Source organism: Streptomyces sp. NPDC001381 (assembly GCF_042895685.1).
Taxonomy (GTDB): Bacteria; Actinomycetota; Actinomycetes; order Streptomycetales; family Streptomycetaceae; genus Streptomyces.
In genome coordinates this window covers 1132096-1143555 of sequence record NZ_JBIAWO010000001.1, presented here as the reverse complement: position 1 = coordinate 1143555, position 11460 = coordinate 1132096, and the positions used below count along the sequence as shown (strand labels likewise).

12 protein-coding genes are annotated in these 11460 nt (G+C 67.4%); 11 read left to right on the top strand and 1 reads right to left on the bottom strand.

From position 1 onward, the window contains the following. Nucleotides 1-109: 109 nt before the first annotated feature. On the top strand, nucleotides 110-598 hold the full coding sequence (locus tag ACFY2L_RS05055; protein WP_390659924.1) for a ribose-5-phosphate isomerase: 489 nt from the start codon (nucleotides 110-112) through the stop codon (nucleotides 596-598). Nucleotides 599-656: 58 nt separating this feature from the next. Continuing rightward, nucleotides 657-1466, top strand: coding sequence for an Fpg/Nei family DNA glycosylase (locus tag ACFY2L_RS05050; RefSeq protein WP_390821497.1), 810 nt, complete (start codon nucleotides 657-659; stop codon nucleotides 1464-1466). 14 nt (nucleotides 1467-1480) lie between these two features. Here the strand turns inward: ACFY2L_RS05050 and ACFY2L_RS05045 are convergent, their stop codons facing one another. Then, the gene (locus tag ACFY2L_RS05045; RefSeq protein WP_390821496.1) at nucleotides 1481-2776 is read right to left on the bottom strand and encodes a GNAT family N-acetyltransferase; all 1296 of its coding nucleotides are present in this window, start codon (nucleotides 2774-2776) and stop codon (nucleotides 1481-1483) included. A gap of 163 nt (nucleotides 2777-2939) precedes the next feature. On the opposite strand from ACFY2L_RS05045, the gene ACFY2L_RS05040 reads away from it, so the two are divergent. From ACFY2L_RS05040 to ACFY2L_RS05000, 9 genes are all read left to right on the top strand, one after another. Then, nucleotides 2940-4127: a PP2C family protein-serine/threonine phosphatase gene (locus ACFY2L_RS05040; protein WP_390659921.1), complete on the top strand. Its 1188-nt coding sequence runs from the start codon at nucleotides 2940-2942 to the stop codon at nucleotides 4125-4127. A gap of 222 nt (nucleotides 4128-4349) precedes the next feature. Further along, nucleotides 4350-4682, top strand: coding sequence for a hypothetical protein (locus tag ACFY2L_RS05035; RefSeq protein WP_390659920.1), 333 nt, complete (start codon nucleotides 4350-4352; stop codon nucleotides 4680-4682). 57 nt (nucleotides 4683-4739) lie between these two features. After that, nucleotides 4740-5054: a pore-forming ESAT-6 family protein gene (locus tag ACFY2L_RS05030; protein ID WP_390659919.1), complete on the top strand. Its 315-nt coding sequence runs from the start codon at nucleotides 4740-4742 to the stop codon at nucleotides 5052-5054. A gap of 44 nt (nucleotides 5055-5098) precedes the next feature. Then, nucleotides 5099-5485 carry a DUF6507 family protein gene (locus tag ACFY2L_RS05025; protein ID WP_390821495.1) on the top strand — a complete coding sequence of 129 codons (387 nt, stop codon included), beginning with the start codon at nucleotides 5099-5101 and terminating at the stop codon, nucleotides 5483-5485. Further along, a complete protein-coding gene (locus ACFY2L_RS05020) occupies nucleotides 5482-8154 on the top strand; it encodes a hypothetical protein (protein WP_390821494.1) in 2673 nt (890 codons plus the stop codon). The genes ACFY2L_RS05025 and ACFY2L_RS05020 overlap by 4 nt, the downstream gene beginning before the upstream one ends. Before the next feature lie 10 nt (nucleotides 8155-8164). Further along, complete coding sequence (locus tag ACFY2L_RS05015; protein WP_390662665.1) at nucleotides 8165-8806, top strand: hypothetical protein; 642 nt, start codon at nucleotides 8165-8167, stop codon at nucleotides 8804-8806. A 212-nt stretch (nucleotides 8807-9018) separates the two neighbouring features. Continuing rightward, nucleotides 9019-9213: a hypothetical protein gene (locus ACFY2L_RS05010; RefSeq protein WP_390821493.1), complete on the top strand. Its 195-nt coding sequence runs from the start codon at nucleotides 9019-9021 to the stop codon at nucleotides 9211-9213. A 9-nt stretch (nucleotides 9214-9222) separates the two neighbouring features. Next, nucleotides 9223-9864 (top strand): hypothetical protein, encoded by a 642-nt coding sequence (locus ACFY2L_RS05005; RefSeq protein WP_390821492.1) that lies wholly within the window; start codon nucleotides 9223-9225, stop codon nucleotides 9862-9864. Between the two features lie 432 nt (nucleotides 9865-10296). Then, the gene (locus ACFY2L_RS05000) at nucleotides 10297-10845 is read left to right on the top strand and encodes a hypothetical protein (protein ID WP_390662668.1); all 549 of its coding nucleotides are present in this window, start codon (nucleotides 10297-10299) and stop codon (nucleotides 10843-10845) included. Nucleotides 10846-11460 lie beyond the last annotated feature (615 nt).

Sequence of the window (11460 nt, the reverse complement as noted above, 5' to 3'; positions counted from 1 at the left end):
ATTCCGGATCGTTACTTGAGGTTTCCCTGAGCTTCCATGGTGTCGCTGGGTGTTTCCGGCGCTCGCACCCGGCGCTGCCACCCCGCAACCCACATGTCACACTCATCCCATGCGCGTGTATCTCGGCTCGGACCATGCCGGCTTCGAACTCAAGAACCACCTCGTCGAATGGCTCAAGGCGGCGGGCCACGACCCGGTCGACTGCGGCCCCCACATCTACGACGCCCAGGACGACTACCCGCCCTTCTGCCTCCGCGCCGCCGAGCGGACGGCCGCCGACAAGGACGCCCTCGGCGTCGTCATCGGCGGCTCCGGCAACGGTGAGCAGATCGCCGCGAACAAGGTGAAGGGCGTCCGTGCCGCCCTGGCCTGGAGCGAGGAGACCGCCTCCCTCGGCCGCCAGCACAACGACGCCAACGTCGTCGCCGTCGGCGCCCGCATGCACTCCACGGACGAGGCGACGAAGTTCGTCGAGACCTTCCTGAACACCCCGTTCTCGGGTGACGAGCGCCACATCCGGCGGATCGACATGCTGGCCGACTACGAGACGACCGGCGACCTCCCCGCGATCCCGGCGCACCACCCGCAGCAGGACTGAGGCACTGTTCCCGCCGCGGCAGGGGGCCGACGGCGGGGGCTGGAAAGGAACAGGAGCCGTGCCAGAGGGGCACACGATCCACCGGCTGGCGCTGGACTACGCCGACCGCTTCGCCGGCACGGCGCCCCGTGTCACCAGCCCCCAGGGCAAGTTCTCCGACGCCGCCGCACTCCTGGACGGCGCCGGACTCACCCGCACCGAGGCCCACGGAAAGCACCTCTTCCTGGGCTTCCGCGACGGCGAGTGGGTCCACATCCACCTCGGCCTCTTCGGCAAGGTCGCCTTCGGAGACGCCCCCGCGCCCCCGCCCACGGACACCGTCCGCCTCCGCCTGGCCAACAGCACCGCCTACGTCGACCTGCGCGGACCGACGACCTGCGCCCTCGTCACGGACGGCGAGAAGCAGGCGATACACGCCCGGCTCGGCCCCGACCCCCTGCGCGCCGACGCCGACCCCCGGGCCGCCTACGCCCGCGTCTCCCGCAGCCGTACGACGATCGCCGCCCTCCTCATGGACCAGAAGGTCATCGCCGGCGTCGGCAACGTCTACCGCGCCGAGGTCCTCTTCCGGCACCACATCGACCCGTACCGCCCGGGCCGGGACATCACCCCCGCCGAGTGGGACGCGATCTGGGCCGACCTCGTCGCCCTCATGCGCGAGGGCGTCCGCAACAACCGCATCGACACCGTCCGCCCCGAACACACCCCCGAGGCGATGGGCCGCCCGCCGCGCGTCGACGACCACGGCGGCGAGGTGTACGTCTACCGCCGCACCCGGCAGCCCTGCCACCTGTGCGGCGGCGAGATCCGCACCGCCGACCTCGCCGCCCGCAACCTCTTCTGGTGCCCCACCTGCCAGAAGAACTGACCCTTGCCCACGATCTAGAAGCCGTGCGGCAGCCAGGGCGCCACCGGTGACCCGAAGCCCACGGCCGCCTCCGCCAGCGCACCCTGCCGCAGCTCGTCCACCCGGCCGGCCGCACCGAGCGCCGCCAGGCTCACCCCGCCCAGGTACGCTGCCCCCAACTCCCTCACCGACAGGGCCAGGTCGGCCGCGTCCGCCGTACGCTCGCACACCGCGCCCTTCGGACCGCCGGACAGCCGCCAACGCCCCGCGTTCCACGGGCAGAAGGCGTCCTCCACCTCCAGCACCACATCCACCGGCGCCTGGTACGTCCGCGCCTCCAGCGCCGCACCCACGTCCACCAGCCGCACGTACAGCGAGTCCCGCACCTTCAGCCCGCACCGCCGGATGTCGGACACCTGGTGCTGCCACGCCTCGTCCAGCGGCCGCCCCCGCACCTTCAGCGAGGTCGTCAGATCGATCCCGAACAGGAACCGCCACAGCGCGGCCTCCGACACCGGGTCGAGCCCCGCCAGGTCCTGCAGCAGCACCCGCCCGTTGTGCCCGGCGTCCGTGTACTCGGGCCGCACCCGGTAGCGGGCGTACCCGGTCACCTCCCCGTCCCGCTCGGCGAGCACGCACTGCACGGGCGACGCCCCGTCCTGCGCGGCCTCCGCCTCCAGCACCCCCAGCCGCTCCCAGCCCGGCCGCCGGGCCAGTGTCCCCGGCCGCCGGTCCACCGTCCGCGCGTACACCGCCTCGCACGCGTCCAGCCCGGCGCGCGGATCGACGTACCGCAGCCGTACGCCGTCCGTACCGGCCGGGACGGACAGCCGTACCCGGCTGGTGTCGATCTCGGCGTGCAGACCGAAGGCCGCCGCCGCGTAGCCGAACCGGCCGTAGATCACCGGCTCCGACGCGGTCAGGACGGCCAGCGGCTCGCCCCACGTCCGTACGTCGTCCAACTGCCGCCGCATCATGGACGTCAGCACCCCGCGCCGCCGGTGCGTGGCGCTCACCCCCACCATCGTCACGCCCGCCGCCGGCACCGAGGCCCCGCCCGGCACGGTCAGCCGGAAGTCGAACGCCCCCGCCGTCCCCACCAGCTCCGCCCCGTCCCACGCCCCCACCGAGCGCTCGTACGGAAGGAGCCGCGACCACATCCCCCGTTCCTCGGCCGACTCCGGGACCCCGCCGAAGGCGCGCAGCAGGCTGTCGTACCACGTGTCCCAGTCGTCCTGCCGCAGCACCCGCAGCTCGGCCGTGGTGGCCGCGGCCGCCACGGAAGAGGTCGCGTGGCCCGTCGGCCCGGTCGTCGTCGCCCCAGTCGTCATGGATGCATGCCTAGCAGGCCAATGCGGGACGAGCCAGGGAATTTCTCCCTCCGGGCCACGTGAGCGCTTTCCGTGAAGTTCACTGTGAAGTTGAACCTCGGACGGGGGACAAGTGGGACCTCCCGTGCCAAGCGGCGGGTTGGATGGATAGGGTCCCGAACTAATGGCAGAAGGACGACAGCGGCGCGCGGAAGCCGAGACGTTGACGGCCCGGTTGAAGCATCTCCTGCACCGGGTCCGCACCGGCCTGCGCCGAAGCGCCGTCGACTACTTCCGCGGCGACGGCTCCGACTGGATCGCGCTGGCCTTTCTGCTGCTCACCGTCCCGCTGATCGCCGCCACCACCCTCGCCAACTCGGTGTGGTGCTCCCCGGCCGCCCTGGTCCTGCCGATCGTCGCCGGCGGCCTGCTGCTGCGCCCGTCCAGCCTGCTGGGCCTGTACGCGGCGGCGGCCACCGCCCTGATCGTGGAGTCCGTCCAGCTCGGCCCCTACACACAGGGTCCCTCCCGGGTCACGCCGGGCGTGGTCCTGGTCGTCGCCGCATGCGGTTTCTTCGGACTGCTCATCGCCCAGTTCCGCAGCCGGGTCGGCGTGCCCTGGAGACGCGGCGGCACCATGCTGTTCGACCTGCGCGAGCGCATCCGCGTGCAGAGCAAGCTGCCGAAGCTGCCACCGGGCTGGCACCGCGAGATGGCCCTGCGCCCGGCGGGCGGCCAGTCCTTCTCCGGTGACTTCGTCGTCGCGGCCCGCACCAACGGCGGCCGCACCATGGAGGTCGTCCTCACGGACGTCTCCGGCAAGGGCATGGACGCGGGCTCGCGCGCGCTCCTGCTCTCCGGCGCCTTCGGCGGCCTCCTAGGGTCCCTGCCCCCGCACGCGTTCCTCCCGGCGGCGAACGGCTACCTCCTCCGCCAGGACTGGGACGAGGGGTTCGCGACCTCCATCCACCTCGTCCTCGACCTCGACTCCGGCGACTACGAGCTCTACTCCGCGGGCCATCCGCCGGGCCTCCAGCTCAGCGCGGGCAGCGGCCGCTGGGAGGAGAAGGCCGCCGAGGGCCCGCTGCTCGGTGTGTACGAGGGCGCCCAGTTCGACCCCGTGAAGGGGTCCCTGCGCCCCGGTGACGTCCTGATGCTGTTCACCGACGGCCTGGTGGAGACCTCCGACCGCGACATCGTCGAGGGCATCGACCGCCTCACCGGCGAGGCCGACCGCTATGTCGCCGGCGGCTTCCAGGGCGCCGCCTGGCACCTGATCGAGGCGGTGGCCAAGGACGTCAACGACGACCGGGCCCTCCTGCTGATCTGCCGCGAAGGCCCGACCGCGACCGCGGTGGCCCTCGCCCACTGAGCTTTCATCCCCAATATGCCGGTATGCACGGTGACTTGGCCGTCCGTTTGTGCCACCCCTGTAACTACAGCCGCTTCGCGATTGCATCGGCAATCGGAGACTTGCTACAGATGGAGATGCGTACAGTCGTGACACGCACAGACGCGACAGTACGGACGTGACCGTGCGGACATGACCGTGCGGACATGACAGACAGACCTCACCGGGGGAGGCGGGTTCGACATGAAGTTCGACATGGGTGCGCAGACGTTGTCGACGTTGCAGCGTGATTCGCGTGGGTCGAGTGATGATCTGGGTTCGTTGATCAAGCAGTTGGTGCAGGCGGCGACGCCGTTGGAGGGGAAGTTCAACGGTACGGGTCGGGCGATGTTCGATCAGTTCAAGGGGCGTGCGGATGAGATCGCGGCTGATCTGAACGCGTCGTTGTCGGCGATCCTGGGTGGTCAGTCGGGGATGGACTCGGCGTTCAGTTCGGGTGATCAGGAGCAGGGTGACAACGCGCGGCAGCAGATGTCGGCGGCGAACTTCGATGCGGCGCGGTTCGGTGCGCGCTGAGTCTGTGGTCCTGGGTCGGTTCGGTCAGGTTTCGTTTCTTTTCACGGGGAGTGTGTGATGGCGGGTGCGGGTTCGGATCGTCGGTCGTATGACACGGGTGCGTCGGCGGATGCGCAGGGGAACATCCAGGCGGTGGTGGCGCGGCTGGAGGAGGTGATCGGTCAGCGTGATCGTCAGGTGAAGGCGGCGATGGCTGATTTCACGGCGGATGGGGTGGCGGAGGAGTACCACGGTAAGGAGCAGCGGTGGAACCGTGCTTCGAACGAGGTGCGGAACATCATCGGGTTGTTGAAGTCGACGTTGGAGCAGAACGACGGTACGGCGCAGTCGACGATCCAGCGGGCGAAGGCCGCGGTGGACAACATCGGCTGAGGTCGGAGGACTTGGCGCGTGTTGCGAGGAACGGGGGTTGACGGGTGCCGGGCTGGGATCTGAAGCCGCAGGGTATTTCGGGTGTGCTGAAGACGACGGGGGAGACGGCGTCGGACTTGCAGAAGCATGCGACGGCGTTCGGTGAGCATCTGACGTCGGCTGCGTCGAGTGCGGGGACGATTTCCGCGGATGCTCCGGCGGCGGGTGGTGAGCAGGCGCAGGGTGGTCTGGTGGCGTTGGCGTTGTCGCAGTATGCGGAGCGGGCGTCGAAGGATCTGTCGTATGTCGCGGCGCGTGCCGGGAAGTCGTTGCAGGGTGTGGTGGACGCGACGACGGCGTATTTGAACGGTGACGAGCAGATGGCGATGGAGGCGCAGCGCAACACGCTGAAGGCGCCGAAGCTCGACATGCCGGGGACGGGTAAGGCGTGATCAAGCCGGAAGCGATTCCTCAGTTCACCGGCAATCTGTTCCAACTGGAGCTGGATCATGCCGCGTTGAAGAAGGACGCGGGCAATGTCCGGTCCACGGGCAGTGATGTGCACTCGCAGTTCCAGGGGCTGTCCGCCTTCTACCACGCGCCGGAGGCGGAGCAGCTCTTCGCGACGACGAAGCCGGTGAAGGACCGTGCGGACGATTTCGCGACGGATCTGGAGACGGTGTCGACGGCGTTGTCGTCGTATGCGACGGAGATCCGTCCGCTGGTGTCGAAGCTGCTGGAGCTGAAGACGAAGGCGTCGACGTTCGTGGCGTCGGTCAAGGACGACGACGAGTGGGAGTACGACGAGGACAAGGTCGACGAGCACAACCAGCTGCGGGACGACATCACCGCGACGGTGGCGGCGTTCTGGGCGGCGGAGCGGACCTGTCACAACAAGATCACCGCGATCTGGGGCGGGACCCAGATGGTCGCGGGCGACGGCTCGGAGCGTACGGACCAGTACGGGTTCAACGCCGAGGACATGAAGAACGCGAAGCTTCCCTGGGGCGACCCGGTGGAGGAGCGGCACCACTGGTACGAGGTCGGCCACTGGGTGAAGTCGTTCGTGTGGGACGGCCTGATCGTGGACGGGGTCTGGGGCACGATCAAGGGTCTGGGCACGCTGGTGGGCTTCGGCGGCTGGGACGCGATGGGCCAGGCGTGGAAGGGCCTGGCGCAGCTGGCGACGGGTCTGGTGATCACGTCGATGCCGGGTATCGGTACGGCGTTCTGGCTGCTGCCCGACGACAAGCTTCCCTCCTGGCTGCGTGATTCGCGCACGGCGATGAAGGAGACGGGCAAGGCGCTGGTGGCGTGGGACGAGTGGGGCAAGAACCCCGGCCGCGCGGCAGGAGCGGTCACCTTCAACGTCCTGACCACGGTCTTCACGGGCGGTGCGGGCGGTGCGGCGGCGGGTGCGGGCAAGGCGGGCGCGGTCGCCAAGGTCCTGTCGGTGGCGGGCAAGGCGGGCAAGGTCATCGACCCGATGACGTACATCGCCAAGGGTGCCGGCGCGGGCCTGTCGAAGATCGGTGACATCACGAAGGCGCTGAAGGGCGTGGGGAACATCGACATCCCCAAGCTCCCGGAGACGGTGATCGAACTCCCGGAGGGCTCGGTCAAGCTCCCCGACGGCACGGTGCACCTGCCGGAGGGTGCGGCGATCCCCGAGGGCGCGACGAAACTCCCCGACGGCAGCATCAAGCTGCCCGACAACACCCCGGCGATCCCGGAGGGCTCGGTCAAGCTGCCCACGGACGAGGGCGCACCGGCGCGTTACTACGACCCGCAGGGCAATCTCCTGGACGAGAACGGAACCGTCCTCAAGCAGGCCGAGGACGGCCCCGGCGACATCGTCGACCAGCCCGGCACCCGTCCCCCCGGCTCCGGCTCGGACGTCCCCCGGGTGGACTCCCCGGTGAGGGAGCCGGCGCTGGCCGGCGCGGGCGCCCACACCGCGGGCAACGCGGGACAGCACATCAACCTGGGCAACAGCCTCGACGACGGCCTCGGCGACGTCGGCCGCGCGGGCGACGACGCGACCACCACACCGGTCGTCCACGCGGGCGGCGACCTGCCCACGGTCCACGCCGGCGACCACCTGCCGGGCACCCACCTGGGCGACAACCTCCCCGGCGGCACCGCGGACCACCTCCCCGGCGGCCACGCCGGCGACAACCTGCCCGGTGGTTCGGCGCACGAGCACGGTCCCGGCCCTTCGGCGAGCCACGAGCCACCGAGCGGACACGGCGACGGCCCCGGAACCCACCACAACGACGGTCCAGGCTCTCACCAGACCGACGGCCCGGGATCCCACCACGACGGCCCGACGACCGGCACACATGACCAGCCCGGCACGGCGGGGCACGGCCATGAAGGCGGCACCACTCCAGGCGGCCACGAGGGCGGCACGGGCGGACAGGGAGACGGTCCCCGAGCGTCTGATCACGGCCACGAGCCGGAAAAGGTGGACTTCAGCGAGGGAGACGAGAGGGCTTTGCAGCCGACCGGCCGTATGCAGCCGGATCAGGAAGCGGCCGTCGCCGAACAACTCGCACGCTCAAAGATGGCACCTCATGACATCGAGAAGTCGCTCATCGGACTTCGAAAGAGTGAGTACGGCGCAGGAATCGCCAAGTACATCAGCGACGGAAATCTCGCCCATCTGCCCGGATACAACGAGTTGCTGTCCCAGTGCAAGCAGGTCAGCAAGGCTAGTGACATGTCACCCGCCGTATATATGGCGATGGAACACGCGACGGAACTACAGGCTCGTGGTGTCGAGGGTCTGGCCCTGGAACTGAAGAAGCCCGATGTCGGACTGGACTTGGATGTGCTGGTCAAGTCCGGTGATCGAATCGAGTACGGAGTCCAACTCAAGGACGTCAAGCAGGCGTCAGGTCTCAAGAGTGCGACAAAGGGTATAATTGAGAAGCAGTTGAAGGGCGTTATCGATGGCCAGAAGGTGGCCATCCTGGATGTGCATGACACCAAGTTGGCGCTCACGGACAAACTCCTGGGGCTGGTCGCTTACCGTGCCAAGTTGGTGGACGCCACCTTCGTGCTGCGATTCAAGGATGGCTCGATCACCGTTCCGGCCAACGGTCCTACCTACCCTTAGGGAACAAGTAATGTCCATGCTCATGCGCGCTCCGCGTGAATGCGCGTCGTGGTTCTGGGATCTGGAGGACTATGCGCCCCCTGGGCTGCGTTCTGCACTGAACACCGCAGCCCAGATGGCCGCTGTTCTGCGCAAGCACGACCTCTTGGATCCCAGCAATCTGGAGTGGTCTTGGTTTGTCTCTGAGTTGGGCGGCGCGCCCGCGACGACGCGGTTGCAGATCATGAGGCCGCTCGATGACGAGCAGATGGTCGGTGATATCGAGAAGATGCGCCCCATCGGCTATCCGGAGGCTGTGGGAGGCGATCTCCTCGTTGCGGGGACCGGGGTGTGGCTCGATGGGAGCGGTGCCTCCCGTCGCGAGTACCGCCTCGTGGAGCTCACTGTCTCCCCGGAACCTTTCGGGCTGTCGGCCGAGGTTTCCGTATTCCATGACGTCTGGGGTCCGTTCGACTTTCGGGGTACACCGCATCCGGAAGTGCACCGGAACAACGCTCCGCGGCTCGCTGCCGCCTTGAAGGAACTGGAGGCCCTGTTGGGCGTCGCGGCTGAGCCCGGCGAAGCGACGTACTTCGGGACGGCGGAGGGTTACGGCGTCATGGAGCCGGACGTGGTGGACGGGCGGGGCCCGGATCTCACCGATCTGCTCTGACGTGATCTGCGTGCCGCGAAGAAGCCGGACTGGTCCCGGGCGCTGATCGGCTCCTCCCACGTCCGGGCGGCCCAACGCGGTGTTCGACCGCATCAGCGTGGACCTCGTGACCCGCGTTGACGCCTGGTTGCCGTACGACCTCAAGGGACGACTGCAGCCCGCCGTGTTCGCGGCCAGCGCCCTGCGGGACCCGTGCGGCTGGCCGATGAATCATGGTGGTCGAAGCGGGGCCTGTGATGAGTGAGGTGAACTGGATCAACATCGACAACTCCGACATCGATATGGATATGTGGCAGCGGTTGCTGTATCGCGGTGATTTTTACGCCCAGAAGACCGGGGCGGTATTCCAGATTCGATTCCGCGACAGCTCGGTCACGATTCCGAACGGCGGCCAGATCTATCCGTAAGGAATCCGCATGTCTACGTTGATGCGCGCACCTGCTGAGTGCGCCTCGTGGGAGTGGGAGCTGGACGGGTTCGCGCCGCCAGGTCTGAACTCGGCTTTGATGACCGTCGCGCGCATGTCCTCCCTTCTGCGTGACCACGGCCTCCTGGAGCCTGACGCGCTGAAGTGGCAATGGCTCGTCGCCGGGCGTGGCGGCGTCGGTGTCACCACCAGTCTCGCTCTGCGGGGGAAACTGGATGAAGCTGAACTCGCTCAGCGTATTGAGCAGTGTCGCCCTGTGGGGTTTCCGGATGCTGAAATCGGCGCGCTGACAGTCTCCGGGGTGGGAACCTGGATCGATGCGGGAGGTGTCCAGCACAGGGAGCCCGATCTGGTCGGACTTACCGTCTACGCCGATGAGCGCCATCTTGCGGCGGAAGTTGCGGTGTTTCATGACATCTGGGCCTACTGTGACTTCAGTGGAGTTCCTCACCCGGATGTGCAGAGGCGAAACGCTCCTCGTTTGGCGGCTGCTCTGCAGGAACTCGAATTGCTTCTCGGTGCGGCTGCTGAGCCCGGTGATCCGACGTATTTCGGGCACGCGGAAGGTTACGGGATGGAAATGCCCGACCTGATCGATGGTCTGGGCCCCGACCTCACCGACATGCTGTGAGCCGGTGACAACCTGCCCGGTGGTTCGGCGCACGAGCACGGCGCCGGTCCTTCGGCGAGCCACGAGCCGCCGAACGGCCACGGGGAGGGGCACGGATCCCACCAGGGCGGTCCATCGCCGGATAGCCATGCCGGCCACGGAAGGGACAGCACGGCAGAGGGGCCTGCACACAGCGGAGGCAGTGACGCTGCACACCACGGTGGTGAATCAGGCCACGAGGCAGGGGAGATCGCTGATCGAAGCGGCGTTCCTGGCATTCCGGGTGTCGACGGACTTCCACCGCACGAGATTCCGCACTTCCGCGACCAAGTTCCGGATTTCCTGGACGGGGTTCCGGACGACTATCATCCGACGGATGCCTTTGCGGGCGGGCACTCGATGCCTCAAGCCGGTCCGGGAGGCAAGTTCCTGGGCAAGCTGGATGAAACTCGCGTGCAGGTCGAGAACGGGTTGATCACCAGGGTCGACGGGCACTCGGTCGAGAGTTTCATGCAGGCTCTGTCTCAAGAGAGAACCCACGTCGACACCGAGGCAAAGAATAGTGGGGACTTCCCGAAGACGGAAACAGGTCAGGCCCTCGGCGGCGTGGTGCTGGACCGGCGCACAGGGCTCGTGTACGAAGGAATCAACGGTCGGCCGGGTACGGCTCTGATCTCCATGGAAGATCTCCATCCTACGTTTGCCGACCGATATCATCAGGTCTCAAACAACAAGCCGCATCCGGCTGAACTGCTTGAACATGCCGAGGTCAAGGCGGTGAATCAACTCCTCCATGACCGTGCCAAGCTGGGGTTGGCCGCAGATACGCGGGCCATGGCCGCAATGCACGCATCGGTCTACTTCCCCTTCATGAAGGAGCCCACATGCAGCGCATCGATCTCGATGATCCCGAAGTCGACCTTGACTACGCTCAGCGCCTCCTGTATTGCGGTGAGCTGTTCACGGGGAAAGTGGAAGAGTATCTCGCAGGTCATCGCGTGAGCCTTGTCACGTACAGGGAAGGGCTGCAGGACGGCCCCTTTCGTGAGTGGTACAAGAGCGGCGCCCTTCGAGCAGAGGGAACCATGAAGATGGGCTCTTTGGTGGGGGAGTACAAAAACTGGCACGAGAACGGCGTCCTCGCTGAAAAGAAAATCCACGGTACGGATGACGGATTTCCACTTTCCCACTATGAATGGGACGACGAGGGTCGGCCCACGCGGGCGTGGGGTCCATCATGTGGCTCTGCCGGATGAGTTCCTGGAGCGGATCAGTGGTCTTGGCTGCCCGTCTCCGTGCACGAGGCCGGAAGGAAGAAGAGCTGTCTCTTCCCTCGGCGACGCTCGCGTCAGCCTCGAGACCTACGTGGACGGCCGGCCGGACGGTCCCAGTCGGGAGTGGTGTCGGGACGACAGGGGGTGAGGACCGGCTGCCTACGGCAACGTGGCGTAAAGATGGCGGTGGTTGAGGGCCTGGGCCGTCGTGGGATCGGGTGGTTTGAGGTGAACGGCCCTGTGTGTCCCCAAGAGTTGGTCACGGGTTTGTGGTGCCCCTGTAAGGATGGCCACCCCCGATTGCATCGGCAACGGGTCAGTTGATAGGGATGAGTCTGCGTGT

Bases quoted from the DNA above. Each gene is read 5' to 3' on its own strand.
- ACFY2L_RS05010 (WP_390821493.1), top strand. From the start codon at position 9,019: ATGGTGGTCGAAGCGGGGCCTGTGATGAGTGAGGTGAACTGGATCAAC.
- ACFY2L_RS05005 (WP_390821492.1), top strand. From the start codon at position 9,223: ATGTCTACGTTGATGCGCGCACCTGCTGAGTGCGCCTCGTGGGAGTGG.
- ACFY2L_RS05030 (WP_390659919.1), top strand. From the start codon at position 4,740: ATGGCGGGTGCGGGTTCGGATCGTCGGTCGTATGACACGGGTGCGTCG.
- ACFY2L_RS05045 (WP_390821496.1), bottom strand. From the start codon at position 2,776: ATGACGACTGGGGCGACGACGACCGGGCCGACGGGCCACGCGACCTCT.
- ACFY2L_RS05035 (WP_390659920.1), top strand. From the start codon at position 4,350: ATGAAGTTCGACATGGGTGCGCAGACGTTGTCGACGTTGCAGCGTGAT.
- ACFY2L_RS05015 (WP_390662665.1), top strand. From the start codon at position 8,165: ATGTCCATGCTCATGCGCGCTCCGCGTGAATGCGCGTCGTGGTTCTGG.
- ACFY2L_RS05055 (WP_390659924.1), top strand. From the start codon at position 110: ATGCGCGTGTATCTCGGCTCGGACCATGCCGGCTTCGAACTCAAGAAC.
- ACFY2L_RS05040 (WP_390659921.1), top strand. From the start codon at position 2,940: ATGGCAGAAGGACGACAGCGGCGCGCGGAAGCCGAGACGTTGACGGCC.